Genomic DNA, 20030 nt, shown 5'->3' on the forward strand with positions numbered 1-20030 from the left:
GAGGGTTGCACGGTTTATGAAACGGACGATTCTGACGATTGTAGTGCCTTGTTATAATGAGGAAGCAGTACTGGTAGAAACCAACAAAATTTTACTTAAATTGATCAAGGAAATGATAGCAACACGACAGATTGCAAATAATTCCAGAGTTTTATATGTGGATGACGGAAGCCAGGATCAAACTTGGTCAATGATTCAAAAATTTTCATTAGAAGAGGAATGTGTGACAGGGTTAAAGCTTAGCCGAAATTTTGGTCATCAGGCGGCTATCCTTGCAGGGCTTGATTTGGCTCTTGATAAAAGCAGTTGTATTGTGACCATTGATGCGGATCTGCAAGATGATCCTGCAGTAATCAAAGAGTTTATTTTGGCTTTTAATAATGGCTATGAGGTAGTTTATGGCGTACGTAAAAAGAGAGAAACTGATACATTCTTCAAAAAATATACAGCGCTGCTTTTTTATAAGCTGATGAATTTGTTAGGGGTAGAATTAGTACAAAATCATGCTGACTTTCGTCTGCTGAGCCAGCGAGCTTGTAAACAGTTAGTAAATTTCAAGGAAACGAGCATCTTTGTTAGAGGGATCGTTCCGCTTTTAGGATTTTCTTCGACAAAAGTTTACTATGATCGAAAAAAAAGGGAAGCAGGGGAATCTAAATATCCACTAAAGAAAATGATCAGCTTTTCAATTGAAGGGTTGACCTCTTTTTCAATTGCACCAATCAAATTTATTTTATCTTTAGGGATGATTTCACTTGTGGTGGCAACGATTATTACGATTTATTCTCTTAGCAGAAAAATAATAGGTGAAACGGTATCAGGTTGGACATCAATGATGATTTCATTATGGATTTTGGGTGGTCTACAACTGATTTCAATCAGTATAATTGGACTTTACATAGGAAAAATTTTTATGGAAGTAAAGCATCGTCCTAGATTTATTATTGAGCAAGAGAGTTTTTCGGAGTCGTTTGATTAAGTAAAAGAATTATTTTTCAGTGAATCGAGGTGGTAGGAATGAAACGAAAAAAGAATTTAATTTATAATGAATATGTACTTGTCTGTTTATTCGCTTTAGTAATTGCAGTTTTTTTTATAATGCCCTTCGTAAGTCGAGGTTATTTGGTTTATGGAGATGATTTGCATTATCAGTTGAGTAGGATAAAAGAAATCACAGGTTGGCTTCAAGATGGCAGTATGAACTTTCCAGGGATAAGTACGCGGTCTTTTTATCTGATTGGTTATGGCGTAAACATTTTTTATCCATGGCTGACATTGACGTTATTCTCTAGTGTTAGTTTATTGATAAAAAATCCTGTAATAGCGATATATATAAGCTTTTATCTGTATACATTTTTAACGGCTTTGATAGCGTATTGCTGTATGAAGCGATTTAGTCATTCTTGGGTGTCAAGTGCGGCATTTTCAGTATTGTATACATTTTCTATTTATCGGACGATTGATGGATTCACGCGGTTTGCGTTAGCCGAATTTATTGCGTTGACTTTTTTACCACTGGTACTATTAGGAAGTTACGAGGTTTTATTTGGGGATAAACGTTACTGGGTATTTGTTACCATTGGGTTTTCATTGATTGTCTATACGCATGTTCTTTCAGCTTTTTTAGCTTGTTTATATCTGTTTTTATTTTGGGGAAGCAGTTTGTTTTTTATGAAAGAGCGGGTTAAAAGAACTCTGATACTTTTTTTTTCAGGGCTCGTTGCAGTCTTTGCTTCTGCAGGATATTTGTTCGGTTTTGGTGAAGAACAACTTTTTCAATCCTTCCTGCAACCCTCACCAATGAATCTTGTTGCAGATGATATTTCGGAATTAGTCTTAAGAAGTTTTTCTAATGATTTGATGCAGTCAAGCTTAGGCGGCGTTTACAATATTGGGTTTATTTGTCTATTGATTCTTTTTATCGGCGTATTTTTCGTAAAAAAAATGACGAGGAACTATCAACTTATTTATGGTATCAGTATCGCCACATTTTTGCTGACTACAAGTCTTTTTCCATGGCAGCTTTTACAGCAAACACCGCTATCTGTTATTCAGTTTCCCTTTAGACTAATGATATTCCCTACGTTATTTGCTTGTTTGACAGGTGCAAATATAATCAAAATAGTGAGTGAAAAGCTCTCTGTTAAACGCAAGTTAGTCCTTTTGGCGGGTACTATTTTACTTTGTTTGACTCCGTGGTTACTATCTGTAAATAAGATGCTGGATAATGCACCACGCTTCGGTTTTGATACTGAATCGATTTTCTTCACTGATCCAGAAAATCGTTATTCTATGTGGATCGATCAATATGTTCCAGAAAAATCCCAACTTTATTTAGAAGACATCTATCAACATATTGGGTATGTAGATAATAAAGTATTAAAAATGGAACCGATTGGGGAAAAGCAACGAATCGTTTTTGAACTTTCAACAGATAAAAGTCGTACAGAAGTAGATCTGCCGATTATTCGTTATAAGAACAGTGCGGTTTTAGTCAATGGAAAAAAAACAGACATTACATCAAGTGAAAGAGGTACGATTCAATTTATAGTTCCAAAGGGAGCGAATCAAATTGAAGTGCGATATATTGGTTCTAAGATAATTATCTTTGGGGTTATTTTAAGCCTATTGTCTTGGCTAGGCTTGCTTGGATATATGGTGAATATTTTGAAAAATAAGTAGTTGAAATAGTATTCAAGAGTTTAGCACAATCAAAATAAGAAAACCATTGAATAGTGTGCGCCTCATTTAAAATAGATACTTTGAAGGACCTGTGTAAGGAGTTGATTGTGGATCAGCACTTTACACAGGTCTTTCATTTAACTAAAATGAAATAGAAGATTCGACTAAACTATTTGAGAGATCTGATACTGAATTAAAAGAAATTTCTTAGAAAATTTATGATATACTCAAATGGTTGAAATAAAAAAGTAAATTTCAATTGAATAGAATCAAAAAGAGTAGACGATAGATTGAGATGAAAGAGGAGCGTAACAAATGAATGTTGTTTTTTGTGATATAGATGGAACATTTCAGGACATTGGAGGAGCAGTACCTCAAATAAATTATGATGCGATTTATGCTCTCCAAAAACAAGGAGATCATTTTGTTTTTATTAGTGGACGAGGATATGCTCAGCTAACAGAACTGATGGATGAATTGGATAGTGAGTGTGATGTTATTTTTAGCAACGGTGGCGGCTATAAATTAGTAGGAGAGCCTGTTCAGTATAATCACTGTTTATCGATGGATGAATGTCGACGAGTCATCGCTATTTTAGAGGAACGTGAAATTTTTTATCATATTCATACAAATGAGGGAATTATTTTAAAAGCAGTTGAAAATTATGAGTCTAATATTTTAGCATTAAGAGAAAAGCTTGAACCAATGGGAGAAACTGGTAAACAAATCATGGATTTCAAAGAAGCTTTTTTCAAAGAGCAGTGTCAGCATGTTGTGAACCCACTTGCTTATTTGGCTGAACATCCTGAATTAAAAGTGATGAAAATAGAATTGATGGAAGCAAGTGACTATGAACATGAAAAATTACGCGATTTATTGAGTAGTGAGGCTACAGAGGTCTTTTCTTCATTTATTCAATGTCTGGAAATCGTTGATCCAAAGAGCAGTAAAGGAAATGCAATCCAAGAATTTATGAAAAAATTTCCAGATGCAAAAAGTTATGGTATCGGTGATGGTGAGAACGATTTACCAATGTTAGATGTTGTTGATATCCCTGTTGCAGTAGGAAATGCCAAGGACATTGTCAAAGAGAAATGTCAGTTGATTGTCGCTGATTGCTTAGAAGGCGGCGTTGGACATTTTATTTTTGAAGAAATCATCAAATAAAAATTTTTTTAGACAAAAAAGGTCGTTTATGGAAAAATAAGAGATGGAATCAAATAATCTATTTTCATATTTCATATTTGGGGGAGTATTGATGAAAGAAATAAAGGAAAATATCGAACATGATTTAGAATATTATCAATCAGGAATCAAACAATTGTATACGAAACATTATCAAAAATATTTGTTTTTCCTACTTGCGATCATGTTGATAACGGTTGTTGGGATCGGTTTATCAGAGTCAATAGTTAGATGGTTATTAGTAGCCTTGTTTTTGAGTGAGTCAGGACTGGTGGTTTATTTATTGCGCTATCTGCGTGCGGAAGCCTTTGAAACATATTTTCAGCGGATAAAAGCACAATTGCCAAGTGATTTTCAGAAAATGGAGAAGCTAGAAATTCAAGAAGATGATCAATCCTATTATTTTTTAGGAGAGCAAGAGCTGTTTGTGAAGTTGAAAAAGAGAAATACTAGAAACTTTCCATCAAAAATCCGACAGTATACGTTATTGGTTGGTTTTACAGATGAAATTGATAGTACAATGCTAGAAGAGCCGCTACAATTTTTTTATTATGATATTACACAAATCAAACATTCAGCAAATTATAAAAAGGAAATCCTGAAAAATACTAATTTTATTGCCAAGCGGAAAAAAAGAAGAATTAGATCAGCTATTTTAACTATTTTCCTACTTTTGATAGTTGGGACTTTTGTTTATTTTGGTGCGAAAAAATATTTAGATGATGATGGCCGAACGTTATATGAAAAGCAAGTTGAAAAAGACTATCACGATAAAATTGGTCAGGAAGCTCAAGTCAGGATCACTGAGCTGTCTGTTACAAACGAAGACGAAACGCTGAAAATTCAGCTGCCAAAATACTTCCATGAAGAAGAAGGAACTTTATTTTCAGTAGATGAAATCAAAGGACAATCGAGTAAAACATTTACGAGTAATGCACTTTACGTTTCTATATTCATGAGCGAAATAGCAAGTGCCTCTAGTTTATCTGAGTTTGTAGGCCAAGTGATGGAAGATCAAGGGAAAAGAAATAATCAGAAAAGTGTTGAAAAGTTGCATCCAGATTTGTTTAAAAATGAATATATCTTAACAACTAAAACAAGTGAAAATGGGCAATCAGAAACGAACAATTATACGACTTATTTTTTTGAAACAGCTCATAATTATGGATGGATCATATGTGAAATCGATCGTGCATCTGAAGAAACTGAGCTTGATTTGGATCAACAAGTGAATGAAATACTGCACTCGATAGTAGTAGAAACGGATGAAACGGTTATCTAAATAAGTAAGAGGCTGGGTCAGAAGGGGTTGCTTCTGATCTCACCGTTTATTCGGATTTAGAGCCTGGGACAAAACTGATTTTTAGTTTTGTCCCAGGCTCTTTTTTATTCAGTGAAATCACAAATCACGACTTATTTTGCAAAGTTTTGGATGATTTGATTTAGCGTTTTTGCAGCAGATTCACCTGCGCGTTCGTTGTAATAAGAAGCAAAACGTTCATCGCCAACATACATTTGACCAAGCCCCTTGTGCAGCTCAGCTGAGTATGCAGGAGAGGTATAGCTTAGCCATTCTTTATGTTTTTGGAAAACTGTTTTGGCTTCTTGAGATTGATAATCGTTGGTTGTCATTACGATTTTTAGGGCTTCAAACATTTCTTTTTCAGCAGTTTCCATTCCGCTAAATTCTGTTTCACTTAGGTTAAGCCACTTTTGATTGGAATGTTCCACTGTTTCTTCACCATATTTCTTACGGATTTCTTCACCGTATGCTTGTTCATTTTCTTGTAGTTTCTGTTGTTTGAAACCTAGAAATTTTTCTTTGTCAGTCATAGTTATTTCTCCTTTTTGATAACGTAACGTTTTTTCTACAGTTAGGATCAGATGATCGATTTGTTGGCGTTTTTCCAATAATTGTTGGTAATGATCCTGTAACGCGTGTTGAGGATCATAACTCGGCGTAGTCAGTAATTTTTGGATGTCTTCTAACTTCATATCTAAAGAACGATAAAAAAGAATTTGCTGCAGCTTATCGACTTCCTTTGTCCCGTAAATACGATAGCCAGAAGAATTGATGCGTGCTGGTTTTAATAAATCGATTTCATCATAATAACGCAATGTTCGAGTGCTGATTCCAGATAATTCAGCAATTTTTTTTATTGTGTATTCCATTTGTTTCCCTCCTGTATGAACCTAGCATAAACCTTTACTTAACGAGAAGGTCAAGTGTTTTTTATAGAATAACATATTTTTTGGTGAATGTTTCTTTTTTGATTTACAAAGAGCCGATGAAAGAGTAAAATTTTTATGTAAAGTTATCAAGACAAATTTTAAAAAATAAGGAGTTGAGTCGATGAAATTAATCGAAACACCCATCAACAGAAATCTAGATTTGGAGTATTTTTATCCCAATATCACGAAGTTCGTTTTTGGTGCTAAAGCAATCAAGTTTTTCAAACTCTATGCATTAGACCGTACTCAAATTGTGTATGCGGATGCATTTGATAAGATCGATATAATCATGATCAATACTAAAAAGAAAATTACTAAAAAAGAAGTAGATTATGTGATCAAAAGGCTTTTGAATACGACAAGAGAAGAAGTGACTGTTCATATCGGTGTGAAAAATGAAATGCAGCAAAAAGGCTATTCTTTCAGCGCGCCTAGAAAAGATATTATAGTGATTCAAAAAAACGTTGATCCAGCATAAAAATAGAAAACTAGAAAAAGCAGTTATGTTGCTTTTTCTAGTTTTTTTTATTTTTCAATAGCTGGTTTTACAAGAGAAAATTTCAAACCGCCATGTTCTTTTCTGACTAGCATTGTCAATAAGAAAAAGATAAAAGAAAAAATCAATAAAATTATTGTGTTAAATTGAAATTTCGTAGAAAATTCACTATTGAACTGGCTCGTATTTCCAATTAATGTACAATTTCGCATATACCAATAACTTGGTGTAAAAGAAGCGACTTTCGTTACGATATCAGGTAAAATTTCTGCAGGTACAAACACACCACTAACAAAAGCACTACCTAAAATAAACACATTATTGATGCCGGAAACCATATCAGGATTATTGATAATGCTACCAACTAGGTTACTAAAAGATACCGCAACGAGAAACAGGAGGAATGTGTTCAAGATAAAGTAAGCACTGTGTTGATCAAATCTGCTTTTTGTAACGAACAGAACAAGGCTAACAAAAACTAGCCAAAATACCAAGCAAAAGCCAATTTGAATTATAAATTGTTGGCGTGAAAAAGTTCGTTTGGACAGTGGAGAACAGTTGTTTCTATGCTTGATTTCTTTACGATTGAAAGCCAAACTAACTAAAGAGATCGAACTGAAAATAGTCATAAACATAGTATAGGCTAATACACCAAAAACTTTTCCTGTTGCGGTATTTTTCTTTGATTGGTCGTAAGAAGAAGCAAAGTGGATCTTCCCTGAAGTTGCAACATTTTTAGTGGTCAATTGTCCGATTTCAGTGTCTGTTTTCTCTGGAAATGCTTCTCGATAAAATTGATAAGTAGATAAATAATTATTGATTATTGAATCAATATAAACCTGATTAAAACTATCTGGTTTGACCTGAATTGTTAGATTAGGCTGTTTTCCAAGTTTAATTTCTTGAGAAAGTGACGAAGGGATAGTTAGGACATAATCAACTTTTCCAAAAAATAAAGCGTCATCGATTGTTTCTTGCGTATTCTCTAATGGGACAACATTCATTGTCTGTTTCAGGTAAGTTTCTAGCTGTTTTGCTGTATTGCCATCGTCCTTATTAAAAATGACAACATTCAACTTTTCAAGTTCAGTAGCTGCTGGATTTGAACCTGAATAAGCAAAAGAAATGCCCAAGCTGATTGCTAATGCAAGAATCAATGTTCCCAAATTCTTTTTTAGAATGCCAAGAGTAGCTTTAAAGACTGACATACTGTACTCTCCTTTCATAAATAACACTAGCTGTGATAAAAATGGCTGTCAATAGTCCCAAACTAAGCAAGTTAGTGTAAAAGCTGCTGATATTTTGATAATAATAAAGTTTATACAAAGCCTCACTGATCAAGTTAACTGGATTTATCGCATTTAGCCATGGAAGATGCTGATTGACTAAAAGTTTGACATCAGGAGACATCATTCCAGCTAAAAAGCTGCAGGTCATTTGAAATGACACGGCAAGTGAGATCTTCTGGTTTAGAGGAACTTTAAGAAGATTGCCGAATAAAAGACCTAACGAAAGTGCTGTAAGAGAAGCTAGTGCACAAGTCAGTAAAATCAAAGACCAGCGATCACCAAAGTCGACATTATAAACAAAATGGAAAAATCCTAAGATAAAGAAAATTTCAAGAATGAATATCGTAAATGAAGAAGCTAAATTTGTTAATACGATGAATAATTTATTTTTTGGCGTCATACTTAAACGAATACCATTTGCTGACTGGTTTGCTTGTTCATCATTTGCGTTACCGATTCCCCAGAACATACCGAACATACAACACATTCCAATCAACGTGAAGAAATAAAAGCTTTTAACGCTGCCTTTTGAAGCGGTAGCTTTATTTACCGAGATATAATTCGTTGTTTTCCCGATTTTTTCGGTAATGGATGAAGCAAGAAGAGCAGGATCTTCATTTTCTAAAGTAGCCAAGGTTGTTTTACTTTGGAGAAATTGATTCATAAAAGAATCCAATATATTTTGTTGAATCGTTTGCTTGCTGACAGTAAGTGAAAGATCATCTTGTTTAATAGTATAATAACCAGCAATTTTTTCATTACGTAATTGTTTATCTGCTGTTTCTTTTGAAAGTATAGTTGGAATAAACATTTTTTGATCATTCACTTTGATTCCATTTAAAGTATTCAAAAAAAAGTCAGTACTTTTAGGTGGAATTTTATCATCAGTGACGATACCTACAGGAATTTTTTTTACTAAATCAAGTGTATCAAGATTACTGAAAGCCGCAGTAAAAAACAAGCCTAAGAGTAATGGGAAAAGCAATGACCAAAATAGTAAAATTTTATTGTTCAATTGAATCTTTAAGCGATAGTAATATAAATGCCAAAACATATGCGGTCTCCTCTCTAATCTCTTAATTCTCTTCCTGTTATCTCTAGGAAAACATCATTAAGAGTAGGTTGTTGGGTATAAAAATTACCAAATGAAAGTTGATTTTTTTCTATAATATGAAGTACTTGAGTAAAGACTGTTTTATTTTTCTCAGTATTCAAGGTTACAAAAATATTGTCGTAAGTAATATCAATAATACCAGGAATCTGCAGTAATTCTTCTCTGACGACTGAAGGAAAATCAGGTATTTCGATCACAATTTTTTCATTTCCTTTGATCAGGCCTTTTAATTGCTCTTTTGTTCCTTCTGCAATCACTTGACCCTTTTCAACAATGACAATATTGTTACATAGCTGTTCTACTTCTTCCATATAATGAGTCGTGTAGACAATAGTCGCCCCTTGACGATTAAGTTCTTTAATACTGTCTAAAATCTTATTACGACTTTGAGGGTCAACCGCGACGGTAGGTTCATCTAAAAAGATCAATTCGGGTTTATGAACGATACCGCATGCGATATTAAGTCTACGCTTTAGTCCTCCACTAAGTTTTTTAGGTAAAAAAGTAGTAAAATCTTCTAGACCGACAAGCAAAATCACTTCTGAAACATATTGTTTTCTAGTTACTTTATCAGTAATGTATAACCCACAGTAATAATCGATATTCTCGATAACCGTCAATTCATCAAAAACAGCGACTTCTTGCGGAACTACACCGATTCGTTTTTTAATATCATAACGAGTAGGGGTCATATTTTCACCAAAGAGCTTGATTTCTCCAGTGTCGTATGATAACAGTGAAAGCATACAATTGATCGCTGTTGATTTTCCACACCCGTTAGGCCCAAGCAATCCAAGAATATCACCTTTTTTTACTTGTAAATTAAAGTGATTCAATGCTGTTAATTTTCCGTATCGTTTTACTAGATCATTTATTTCGATTATCATATGAAATTCTCCCTTTTTTCTTTATAATAGAACTATAGCTCAAAGCATATTAAGATATAAGTGAATATTTTCCTATATGCATGTGACATTTGTCATATAAATGAAGAGGTTGGAGAAAATCGATGAATACATTTTTAATACGGAATTTATTGGATAAAGCGATTTTGTTAGGGTTATGTTTCACGATTCTTTTAAATCAAGCCTATCAAAGTGAAATGGTTATTTTTGTGTTAGCTACAATAGTGTTGAGTGTACTGCTTTGGGTTACAAAAAAACCTAAATTTTCATTTTTTGGTATCTTATTTTTGATGATAGCAACAGTCAAGTGGCAAGAGTATGCTTATTTTGTTCCTGTCCTTCTTTATGATGGCATGATGGATGAACGAAAAGAAGTATCGATTTTAAATAGTGGCTTGATCTTGGTCTTTTTTTTATACAGTAGTGCATATCCGAATAGTTTGAAGTTTTATATCTTACTATTGTGTGTTTTAGCTGGTTATTTGGCTTTTCTAACCGTAAAAGATTACTCGCTACGCAAGGACTATCTTTGGCTAGAGCAAGAAAAAGATGAGAATAACTTTACCTTTGAAACAGAAAATTCGGAGTTGATCAAACAGCAAGAAATCAAAGTGAACCTGGAACTTTCCAACGAACGGAATAGAATTGCACGAGATATTCATGATAATGTCGGGCATTTACTTTCTAGTGCTCTCCTTCAAACAGGCGCTCTAAAAGCAATAAATCAAGAAGAAAAATTAGCTGTTCCTTTAAATCAGCTTCAAGAAACGATCACAGAAGGAATGAACAGTATTCGAGACAGTGTTCATGATTTGTATGATGAATCATTAAGTTTATCCTTAGCTTGTCAAAATATCTTGTTGAATTTTACATTTTGCGAGGTAGAAATAGCGGGTGTTTTCCCCGAATCTATTAGTAAAGAATACAAACTGGCATGTATTATGTTGATTAAAGAAGCTTTGGCAAATGTAATGAAACATAGTAATGCCGATAAAGTAACGATTGGCTTTATGAATCATCCAGGTTTTTATAAATTAACAATTGAAGATAACGGTACACAAAATAAAGAAAAGACCCCAAGTGAAATTGGTATCGGTCTGATTGGTATGCAGGAAAGAATGGAAAAATTAAAAGGCAGATTAAGCTATCAACAAAAAGAAAAAAGTTTTTCGTTAATAGCTATTTTGCCAAAATAAAGGAGTATCAAAAGTGATTCGATTATTGATTGTAGATGATGATTTGTTAGTGACGACCTCACTTAAAACAATTGTTGAAGCAACTGGTGAAATTAGTGTAATTGGAGTAGGAAATAGTGCGGCACAAGCTGTAACTTTATATGAAGAGTTACAGCCTGATATTTTGTTGATGGATATTCGGATGAAAGAGTCGACAGGAATAGAGGCAGCTACTAAGATTTTAGCAAAAGAGGAACAAGCGGCTATTTTACTTTTAACAACTTTTTCAGATGATGAGTATATCGTTGAAGCACTTAGGATCGGGGTTAAAGGTTACTTGTTAAAACAGGACTTAGAGGCTATCGTCCCATCAATTAAAGCAGTCAAAAATGGACAATCGGTATTTGGTCGAACGATCATGGATCGTCTCCCTCATCTACTACAAACAGAAAAAACAACTTGTTTGGAAGAACTTAAATTAAACGAAAAAGATCTATCTATTATTTCTTTGATAGCTGAAGGGCTGAATAATAAAGAAATCTCTGAAAAACTTTATTTAAGTGAAGGAACCATCAGAAATTATATCAGTAATTTATTGGAAAAATTAGAGGTCAGAGACAGAACGCAGTTAGCCATCTTTTATTACAAAAATATTTATGCAAAATAGAATCAACGTTTTTTCTCAACGAAAAGGAATGATAAGAAACTAGAAAATCAGTAGGATTTCTATTCTATCTTTGATAAAATAAAAAGAGTAATGAAAGGAAGCGTGAACGGTGAAAGAATTATTTCATAAATATAAAGAAGTGATTTCATATTTAGTGTTTGGTGTAGCAACAACAGTTGTGAATATAGTTATTTTCTTTATCTGCAAAGATCTTTTAGGAATCGACTATAAAATAAGTAATGCAATCGGCTGGTTTTTATCTGTACTTTTTGCATTTTTTACAAATAAATATTTTGTTTTTGCTAGTAATCATGAAGATATCGGCTCTTTTATTAGAGAGATGTTGTTGTTTTATTGGTACCGTATTTTATCCTTCGTCGTTGATATGGCATTGATGGTGTTAATGATCGAAGTGATGCACATCTCAGACTTTTGGGCAAAAATGGTAACGCAAGTAGCAGTGGTTGTATTGAACTATTTTTTCAGCAAGTTTTTTATCTTCAAGAAAAAGGCATCTTAAAATCAGTTTTTAGTTAAAAAGACAGTTTTTTGTTATAATAGGAATTAAAATTCTAGAAAGAATAAAGGGTGGCACAGTCAGATGAAAAAAGTTTACGATGATGATAGCTTAACGTTACATACAGATTTATATCAAATCAACATGATGCAAACGTATTGGAAATTAGGAAGAGCAGACTTACATTCCGTTTTTGAATGTTATTTTCGGGAGATGCCTTTTAATCATGGTTATGCTATTTTTGCTGGATTAGAACGCTTAGTCGATTATTTGGAGAATTTAACTTTTACAGATACAGATATTGCCTATCTTAGAGAAGTTGAAGATTACCCAGAGGATTTTTTGACTTATCTAAAAGAATTTGAATTTAAGTGTACAGTTCGTTCCGCATTAGAAGGGGATTTAGTGTTTAACAATGAACCATTGATTCAAGTCGAAGGACCTTTAGCACAATGTCAATTGATCGAAACAGCTCTTTTGAATATGGTCAATTTCCAAACGTTGATCGCAACTAAAGCAGCACGAATCAAATCTGTGATCGGAGACGATCCTTTGATGGAATTTGGTACTCGCCGTGCGCAAGAATTGGATGCAGCTGTTTGGGGAACACGTGCCGCTTACATTGGTGGAGCAGATGCAACCAGTAATGTTCGAGCGGGTAAAATTTTTGGAATTCCAGTCAGTGGAACCCATGCGCATTCACTAGTACAGTCCTACGGAAATGATTACGATGCTTTTACAGCATACGCGCAAACCCACAAAGAGTGTGTCTTTTTAGTTGATACTTATGATACTTTGAAATCAGGCGTTCCCAGCGCAATCCGTGTAGCCAAAGAAATGGGCGATAAAATCAATTTTTTAGGTGTTCGTTTGGATAGTGGAGATATGGCATATATTTCAAAACGAGTACGTGAACAATTAGATGAAGCAGGTTATACAGAAGCTAAAATTTATGCTTCAAATGATCTGGATGAAAATACCATTTTAAGTTTAAAAATGCAAAAAGCAAAAATCGATGTTTGGGGCGTTGGAACAAAGTTGATCACAGCATACGATCAACCAGCGTTAGGTGCCGTTTTTAAATTGGTTTCGATCGAAGATAAAAATGGCAAGATGGAAGATACGATCAAGCTTTCAAGTAATGCTGAAAAAGTGACAACACCTGGCAAAAAACAAGTCTGGCGGATCACACGCAAATCTGACAAAAAATCAGAAGGAGACTATGTGACACTTTGGGATGAAGATCCTCGTAAACAAGAGGAGATTTATATGTTTCATCCAGTTCATACATTCATTAATAAGACTGTTCGAGACTTTGAAGCAAGAGCTGTTCTACAGGACATTTTTGTTGAAGGAAAACGTGTCTACGAAATGCCTACTTTAGAAGAAATCAAAAGCTATGCAAAAGAGAACCTAGACTCATTATGGGAAGAGTACAAACGTGATCTTAATCCGCAAAAATACCCAGTCGATTTATCAACTGAGTGCTGGAATCATAAAATGCGTTTGCTTGAGAAAGTTCGTGTGGATGTAAAAGCATTAAGTGAAGGCAAATAAATCGTATCTGGTTGTGCAGGTCAGTCTTTATAAAAAAATGGACGAGCCCGCTACGCTTTTAAAATTAGGAGGGATTTTCTATGGAGTCACTGCAAAAGGCAATTATTGAAGAGTTAGGTGTAAAACCTCAAATAGATCCGCAAGAAGAAATCCGAAAAAGTATTGAATTTATGAAAAGCTATTTATACAAATATCCTTTTTTGAAAACTTTTGTTTTAGGAATCAGTGGAGGTCAGGATTCCACATTGGCTGGACGTCTGGCTCAACTGGCAATGGAAGAGATGCGTGCAGAAACGAAAGATGAAGCGTATCAGTTTGTCGCAGTTCGTTTGCCTTATGGTGAACAGGCAGATGAAGCCGATGCTAAAAAAGCATTAGAGTTTATCCATCCCGATGTTTCTTTGCGCGTAAATATCAAACCTGCAATTGATGCCTGTGTTCTTTCACTTGTAGAATCGGGCATTTCTATCAGTGATTTCAATAAAGGAAATATGAAGGCACGTCAACGGATGATTGTTCAATATGCGATTGCTGGAGAAAAAGCAGGTGCTGTAATCGGGACGGATCATGCAGCAGAAAATATTACTGGTTTTTATACAAAATATGGTGATGGCGGTGCAGACATTTTACCATTATTTCGTTTAAATAAACGTCAAGGCAAATCTTTATTGAAGGAACTAGGTTCACCAGAGGAATTGTATACGAAGATTCCAACTGCAGATTTAGAAGATGACAAACCGCTGGTGGCAGATGAAGTAGCGCTTGGGGTGACCTATGACGATATTGATGATTATGTTGAAGGAAAAGCAGTATCGGAAAAGGCAAGAGAAACGATCGAAGGCTGGTATAAAAAAACGCAACACAAGCGACATATGCCAATTTCAATTTTTGATGATTTCTGGAAGTAAGGCTTGAATAAGGGAATAGATATTTTCAGGTGCGGACCCCAAGTGACCATGAAATCTCTGGGAGACCCGCACCAAAATTAGAGAGGAAAAGGTCTCAATTTTCCGTTTTTCCTCATTATATTTTAATGTTATTCGAGATTTATGTGGGAAATTGGTGATTATGAGAGTTTTTTTGCGAAAAAACATTATTTTTCACAGTCTCACTCTGTTATGGAGTGAGTGGATTGAAATTAAGGCTTGTAAGAAGTCCAGTCAATGCTTTGTGGTCTCACTCTGTTATGGAGTGAGTGGATTGAAATTTTCTGTGATATCCCTAAGGTTAACCGATACTGCGTCTCACTCTGTTATGGAGTGAGTGGATTGAAATGGGACTGGGCCTGTCGGTGAAGCTTCGCCTAAAGGTCTCACTCTGTTATGGAGTGAGTGGATTGAAATATAGATGACAACGACAATATCATCCATTGTAATTGTCTCACTCTGTTATGGAGTGAGCATGTTGAAACCTTGTATAACCATTTTGATTGGAAAAGGTATTCTTGCGTCAACCCAATATAAGTTATCACATTCAATCTAATAAAAAAGAAAGACTAAAAATTTAGCCTTTCTTTTTTTGCACCAAAATTTACTTTAATGTACCTTCATTTTGTTCAAATGGTTAAAAAAAGTGTAAAATTAACCTAGTTATCTGAAATAGTGCATAAAGTACTCTACAATTGATTTAACAATAGTAATAAGAAGGTGAATGAAAATATGAAAAAATGGTTTAGGAAAAAAAGAGATATAGATAGTGAGGAGTTTCTTTCATCTGAAGAAAAGGTGCAAAAAATCAATAATGCTGATATTCGGATTCCTACGGATATTAAAGGACTTTCCAATCAAGAAGTGGAACAGCTTTTTGCTCAGGGGAAGACCAACAAAGAAGTTGAGGATCTATCTAGAACAACAAAACAGATCATTTTAGATAACTCTCTAACATTATTTAACTTTATCAACTTGTTTTTAGCTGTTGCAGTCTTTGCTGTCGGTTATCCTAAAAATGCATTGTTTTTTTGGATCATTATTATCAACACGGCGATTGGTGTAATTCAAGAAATACATGCTAAAAAGACGATCGATAAATTATCTATCGTCAATAAAACCGAAGTAACAGCTTTAAGAGAGAACCAACTGACGAATATTTTTCAAGATGAAATTGTCTTAGGTGATGTTTTAGTTTTGACATTGGGCAATCAAGTTCCATCAGATGGAGTCGTTCTTCATGCGGAAGGAATGGAAGTGGACGAGTCTTTACTAACTGGAGAATCAGATAAGATCACAAAACAAAATGGCGACAAAATCATGAGTGGAAGTTTTATTACCTCAGGATTAGGCTTTGTCAAAATTACTGCAGTCGGGGAAGATAATTTTGTTTCTAAATTATCAAAAGAAGCAAAAACAGAGAAACATTCGACTTCTGAACTAATGAATTCTCTGAATCTTTTGATCAAAGGACTAACATTTGCCATTGTCCCGATCGGTTTACTGTTATTTTGGTCTCAGTACCAATCCACCCAGTCATTTCCTAAAACTGTTTTAGGTGTTTCTGGTGCACTGATCAGTATGATTCCAGAAGGATTGATGCTGTTGACCAGTGTGGCGTTTGCAGTCGGTGCAGCTAATTTAGCCAGAAAACAAACCTTGATTCAACGCTTATCGTGTATTGAAACACTGGCACGTGTGGATACCATTTGCTTGGATAAAACAGGAACCATTACAGATGGCAGTTTAACATTTAAAGAACTGATTCCACAAGCTGGTTTTCCAGCAAGTGAAATCGAGCGCGCTATGAGTGAAATGATGGCAGGATTATCTGATCAAAACGCAACAGCGAAAGTTCTAAGATCAAGATTTCCAAGATCTCAATCTGCTTGGAAAGTTAAAGAGGTGATTCCATTTTCTTCTGATCGGAAATGGAGCGGTGTCACGTTTGAAGAAAAAGGATCGTTTGTTATGGGGGCACCAGAATTCATTTATTCTGAGGTTCCTGAAGAATTAAGTCAAAAACTTGCTCCATACAACGAACAAGGAGATCGCGTCCTGATTTTAGTTCATTTTTCTGAAGAATTAACAAGCCCTAAACTGCCGCAACACAAAGAAACGGTAGCAATTTTCATTATTGCGGATACAATTCGTGAGAATGCGATTGATACATTCTCTTATTTTGCTAAACAAGATGTAACCTTAAAAGTTATCTCAGGTGATAACCCAATTACGGTATCGCAAATAGCGAGACAGGCAGGAATAGCTGGTGCAGAAAACTTTGTTGATATGAGCACTATTTCTGATTCAGCGGATTTTAACGAACTAGTAGAAAATACGACTGTTTTTGGTCGAGTAACACCTTATCAAAAAAGAGAGTTGATCCAAGCCCTGAAACAAAATGGACATACCACATGTATGACTGGGGATGGTGTAAATGATATTCTATCATTGAGAGAAGCGGATGTCAGTGTAGCAATGGCTAGTGGAAGCGATGCAGCGCGTGCTGTATCAGATGTTGTATTGTTGAATTCTGACTTTAGTTCAATGATTCAAGTATTGAATGAGGGACGCAGAGTGATCAATAATATTGAGCGTGTTGCGTCGATGTATATGGTAAAAACAATTTATTCAGCGATTCTTGCTGTAACCTTTATCTTTTTATTCTTACCATATCCATTTGCTCCGTTGCAATTAACACCAATTAATACATTAACAGTAGGAATTCCTTCCTTTATTCTAGCATTAGAGCCGAATTATCAACGAATCAAAGGGCATTTTTTGACGAATATATTGAGAATTTCAGTTCCAGGAGCGTTAACGGTTGTTTTTAATATTTTAGTGTTACAGCTAGCTGGAATTTGGTTTGATTTATCTCACCAAGATGTTTCTACAATGTGCGTGTTGCTTACAGGTTGTGTAGGATTCCAAGTTCTACTAAGAGCTGCGCGACCATTAGATTTGAAAAAACAGATCATGATTGGCTTGTTGTTGATTGCCTTTCTAGTTTGTTTCCTATTCTTTGGTGATTTCTTTATGCTAACATCATTATTTACACGAAATGTCCTTTTCTACCTACCGTTGATTCTTGGTAGTCGCTCCATTTTTAATTATATTTCATTATTTATGACAAGAGCAATTTATGAAGTTGAAAAAGTAAAAGAAAATAGACGAATCAAAAAGAAAAAAAGAGTCATTTAAACTGAGAAAAGCTAAGACAGCACATTGTCCTAGCTTTTTTTATTAGAATAAAACCTAATGAAGAATGACATTCATTTTCATTTAAGCCCTTTGACTTTTTTATTTCTTCGACAGAGAGTACTCTTGATGAAGAGCGAGGAACTGTTCAAAAGGAGTGGTATAAAATGAAACATCTAACAAAGTTGATCATTACGATCGTAACAGGGGTTTTGGCATTAATATTTGAATTTATTCTTCATCAGTCAACATGGGCTTATGGTATGATCATCATCACAGGTTCTATAATGGCATTTTCAATGTTAGTGGAAATGATAAAAACGTTGAAAGCTGGAAGGTATGGGGTAGATATTTTAGCAATCACAGCAATCATTGCAACTTTGGCGGTGGGAGAATATTGGGCAAGTTTGATGATTTTAATTATGTTGACAGGTGGAGATTCTCTTGAAGATTATGCGGCTAAAAAAGCCAATAGAGAATTAAAATCGCTATTGGATAATTCACCTCAAAAAGCGCATAAGTTGATCGATGGAGAATTAATGGATATTACAGTAGAAAAAGTTGCTGTAAATGATGATCTTGTTGTTAAACCAGGAGAAATAATTCCCGTTGACGGCCATGTAACAAATGGAGCATCAGCAGTAGATGAATCTTCTTTAACAGGGGAATCACGACCCGTGGATAAAAAAATAGGGGATTCATTGATGTCTGGCTCGATCAATGGTGACAGCTCTCTAACGATGACAGCAGAAAAAAGCGCAGCAGATAGTCAATATCAAACGATTGTAAAACTAGTAAAAGAATCAGAAGCACAGCCTGCTCGTTTTGTACGGATGGCAGATCGATATGCTGTGCCATTTACTATTACAGCTTATGTGATTGCAGGCGTTGCATGGTTTGTTTCAAAAGATCCAACTAGGTTTGCAGAAGTATTAGTAGTAGCTTCTCCATGTCCATTAATTTTAGCAGCGCCAATTGCTTTGGTTGCTGGTATGAGCCGTTCAAGTAGAAATGGGATCGTTGTAAAAACAGGGACTACTTTAGAAAAAATGGCAGATGCAAAATCAGTTGCGTTTGATAAGACGGGGACGATTACAAGAGGAGTTTTGTCTGTTGATAAAATTGTCTCCGAAAGTGACATTTCAACAGAAGATTTATTACTACTAGCAGCAAGTGCGGAGCAAGAATCAAGTCATATTTTAGCTCGCTCACTCGTAGCCCATATCACTTCTTCAAAAAAATTGAAAAAAGTTTCTAATTTAGAAGAAGTAACAGGAGCCGGCGTCAAAGCGACAATTGATGGAAGCGTAATTCGCGTCGGGAAGCAAGCGTTTGTTTCAGAAGAAAAAATGAGCGAAAAAGCAAATCAAACGGTTATCTATGTTTCCAAAGAGGGTCATTATTTGGGTTACATTACGTTTACTGATAGCATACGTCCAGAAGCTAAGGAAACAATGGAGCAGTTACGGAAACGACATGTAAATCATTTACTGATGTTGACTGGAGACCATCAAAAAGTCGCAGAGGATATTGCAAAAGAAGTCGGAATTGCCGAGGTTCATGCAGAATGTTTGCCTCAAGATAAAATCGATGTATTAAAGAAAATACCAGATACCTTGCGTCCTGTGATCATGGTGGGGGATGGTGTGAATGATGCTCCTTCTTTAGCGATCGCAGATATAGGGATCGCTATGGGGGCTCATGGGGCTACTGCGGCAAGTGAGACAGCGGATGCAGTGATCTTAAAAGATGATTTAGAAAAAGTTAGTACAGCAGTAAAAATTTCTAAAGACACGATGAAAATTGCTAAACAATCTGTTCTGATCGGGATTGCGATTTGCACGATCTTGATGCTGATTGCAAGTACGGGAATTATTCCTGCTTTGTTTGGTGCAGTTTTACAAGAAGTAGTAGATACTGTTTCGATCCTCTCTTCATTACGGGCAAAAAATGATTGATGTGAGCAGTAATATTAAGAGAAAAGATAGTTGCAACTATTTATATAAATTGTTAGAATCAACATATTAAAAATATAAAAAACGAATGTAATTTTATGACTGACGAACTTCAAGAGCTAGTCTCTCGGG

16 protein-coding genes and 1 CRISPR repeat array are annotated in these 20030 nt (G+C 35.0%); of the genes, 12 read left to right on the plus strand and 4 right to left on the minus strand.

Annotated features, from left to right (window positions below):
* Positions 1–16: 16 nt before the first annotated feature.
* From AC4BB7_RS06415 to AC4BB7_RS06430, 4 genes are all read left to right on the plus strand, one after another.
* Positions 17–979: a glycosyltransferase family 2 protein gene (locus tag AC4BB7_RS06415; protein WP_490484795.1), complete on the plus strand. Its 963-nt coding sequence runs from the start codon at positions 17–19 to the stop codon at positions 977–979.
* A gap of 38 nt (positions 980–1017) precedes the next feature.
* A complete protein-coding gene (locus AC4BB7_RS06420) occupies positions 1018–2682 on the plus strand; it encodes a 6-pyruvoyl-tetrahydropterin synthase-related protein (protein WP_490484796.1) in 1665 nt (554 codons plus the stop codon).
* A 315-nt stretch (positions 2683–2997) separates the two neighbouring features.
* A complete protein-coding gene (locus AC4BB7_RS06425; RefSeq protein WP_490484797.1) occupies positions 2998–3849 on the plus strand; it encodes an HAD-IIB family hydrolase in 852 nt (283 codons plus the stop codon).
* Between the two features lie 91 nt (positions 3850–3940).
* Positions 3941–5149: a hypothetical protein gene (locus AC4BB7_RS06430; RefSeq protein ID WP_490484798.1), complete on the plus strand. Its 1209-nt coding sequence runs from the start codon at positions 3941–3943 to the stop codon at positions 5147–5149.
* A 131-nt stretch (positions 5150–5280) separates the two neighbouring features.
* On the opposite strand, the gene AC4BB7_RS06435 is transcribed toward AC4BB7_RS06430, so the two are convergent.
* Positions 5281–6039 carry a MerR family transcriptional regulator gene (locus AC4BB7_RS06435; RefSeq protein ID WP_490484799.1) on the minus strand — a complete coding sequence of 253 codons (759 nt, stop codon included), beginning with the start codon at positions 6037–6039 and terminating at the stop codon, positions 5281–5283.
* Positions 6040–6220: 181 nt separating this feature from the next.
* Here AC4BB7_RS06435 and AC4BB7_RS06440 point away from each other — a divergent pair, with 181 nt between their 5' ends.
* Positions 6221–6577: a DUF1827 family protein gene (locus AC4BB7_RS06440; protein WP_086312465.1), complete on the plus strand. Its 357-nt coding sequence runs from the start codon at positions 6221–6223 to the stop codon at positions 6575–6577.
* A gap of 47 nt (positions 6578–6624) precedes the next feature.
* On the opposite strand, the gene AC4BB7_RS06445 is transcribed toward AC4BB7_RS06440, so the two are convergent.
* From AC4BB7_RS06445 to AC4BB7_RS06455, 3 genes are read right to left on the minus strand one after another with little or no spacing between them, the layout of a single operon-like run.
* Positions 6625–7803, minus strand: coding sequence for an ABC transporter permease (locus AC4BB7_RS06445; RefSeq protein ID WP_490484800.1), 1179 nt, complete (start codon positions 7801–7803; stop codon positions 6625–6627).
* Entirely contained in the window at positions 7790–8938 is a 1149-nt protein-coding gene (locus AC4BB7_RS06450; RefSeq protein WP_490484801.1) for an ABC transporter permease, read from the minus strand. Before AC4BB7_RS06450 ends, AC4BB7_RS06445 begins: the two co-directional genes overlap by 14 nt.
* 14 nt (positions 8939–8952) lie before the next feature.
* A complete protein-coding gene (locus AC4BB7_RS06455) occupies positions 8953–9885 on the minus strand; it encodes an ABC transporter ATP-binding protein (protein ID WP_490484802.1) in 933 nt (310 codons plus the stop codon).
* A 122-nt stretch (positions 9886–10007) separates the two neighbouring features.
* On the opposite strand from AC4BB7_RS06455, the gene AC4BB7_RS06460 reads away from it, so the two are divergent.
* The 7 genes from AC4BB7_RS06460 (at position 10008) to AC4BB7_RS06490 (ending at position 19901) form a co-directional block, all read left to right on the plus strand.
* Positions 10008–11099 carry a sensor histidine kinase gene (locus tag AC4BB7_RS06460; RefSeq protein WP_490484803.1) on the plus strand — a complete coding sequence of 364 codons (1092 nt, stop codon included), beginning with the start codon at positions 10008–10010 and terminating at the stop codon, positions 11097–11099.
* A 13-nt stretch (positions 11100–11112) separates the two neighbouring features.
* Entirely contained in the window at positions 11113–11745 is a 633-nt protein-coding gene (locus tag AC4BB7_RS06465) for a response regulator (RefSeq protein ID WP_490484804.1), read from the plus strand.
* A gap of 109 nt (positions 11746–11854) precedes the next feature.
* On the plus strand, positions 11855–12265 hold the full coding sequence (locus tag AC4BB7_RS06470; protein WP_086312477.1) for a GtrA family protein: 411 nt from the start codon (positions 11855–11857) through the stop codon (positions 12263–12265).
* 81 nt (positions 12266–12346) lie between these two features.
* Positions 12347–13819: a nicotinate phosphoribosyltransferase gene (locus AC4BB7_RS06475; protein ID WP_086312479.1), complete on the plus strand. Its 1473-nt coding sequence runs from the start codon at positions 12347–12349 to the stop codon at positions 13817–13819.
* 80 nt (positions 13820–13899) lie between these two features.
* A complete protein-coding gene (gene nadE / locus AC4BB7_RS06480) occupies positions 13900–14727 on the plus strand; it encodes an NAD(+) synthase (RefSeq protein WP_490484805.1) in 828 nt (275 codons plus the stop codon).
* A 197-nt stretch (positions 14728–14924) separates the two neighbouring features.
* Positions 14925–15230: a CRISPR direct-repeat array (repeat unit 34 nt; unit sequence GTCTCACTCTGTTATGGAGTGAGTGGATTGAAAT).
* A 247-nt stretch (positions 15231–15477) separates the two neighbouring features.
* Positions 15478–17946, plus strand: coding sequence for a cation-translocating P-type ATPase (locus AC4BB7_RS06485; protein WP_490484806.1), 2469 nt, complete (start codon positions 15478–15480; stop codon positions 17944–17946).
* 164 nt (positions 17947–18110) lie between these two features.
* Complete coding sequence (locus AC4BB7_RS06490) at positions 18111–19901, plus strand: heavy metal translocating P-type ATPase (protein WP_490484807.1); 1791 nt, start codon at positions 18111–18113, stop codon at positions 19899–19901.
* Positions 19902–20030: the final 129 nt, after the last annotated feature.

This window comes from Enterococcus sp. AAFC-DPL-5182 (genome assembly GCF_058216605.1).

Coding starts and splice junctions, on each gene's coding strand:
- AC4BB7_RS06460 (WP_490484803.1), top strand. CDS start 10,008: ATGAATACATTTTTAATACGGAATTTATTGGATAAAGCGATTTTGTTA.
- AC4BB7_RS06475 (WP_086312479.1), top strand. CDS start 12,347: ATGAAAAAAGTTTACGATGATGATAGCTTAACGTTACATACAGATTTA.
- AC4BB7_RS06440 (WP_086312465.1), top strand. CDS start 6,221: ATGAAATTAATCGAAACACCCATCAACAGAAATCTAGATTTGGAGTAT.
- AC4BB7_RS06430 (WP_490484798.1), top strand. CDS start 3,941: ATGAAAGAAATAAAGGAAAATATCGAACATGATTTAGAATATTATCAA.
- AC4BB7_RS06445 (WP_490484800.1), bottom strand. CDS start 7,803: ATGTCAGTCTTTAAAGCTACTCTTGGCATTCTAAAAAAGAATTTGGGA.
- AC4BB7_RS06425 (WP_490484797.1), top strand. CDS start 2,998: ATGAATGTTGTTTTTTGTGATATAGATGGAACATTTCAGGACATTGGA.
- nadE (WP_490484805.1), top strand. CDS start 13,900: ATGGAGTCACTGCAAAAGGCAATTATTGAAGAGTTAGGTGTAAAACCT.
- AC4BB7_RS06485 (WP_490484806.1), top strand. CDS start 15,478: ATGAAAAAATGGTTTAGGAAAAAAAGAGATATAGATAGTGAGGAGTTT.
- AC4BB7_RS06490 (WP_490484807.1), top strand. CDS start 18,111: ATGAAACATCTAACAAAGTTGATCATTACGATCGTAACAGGGGTTTTG.
- AC4BB7_RS06420 (WP_490484796.1), top strand. CDS start 1,018: ATGAAACGAAAAAAGAATTTAATTTATAATGAATATGTACTTGTCTGT.
- AC4BB7_RS06455 (WP_490484802.1), bottom strand. CDS start 9,885: ATGATAATCGAAATAAATGATCTAGTAAAACGATACGGAAAATTAACA.
- AC4BB7_RS06415 (WP_490484795.1), top strand. CDS start 17: ATGAAACGGACGATTCTGACGATTGTAGTGCCTTGTTATAATGAGGAA.
- AC4BB7_RS06435 (WP_490484799.1), bottom strand. CDS start 6,039: ATGGAATACACAATAAAAAAAATTGCTGAATTATCTGGAATCAGCACT.
- AC4BB7_RS06450 (WP_490484801.1), bottom strand. CDS start 8,938: ATGTTTTGGCATTTATATTACTATCGCTTAAAGATTCAATTGAACAAT.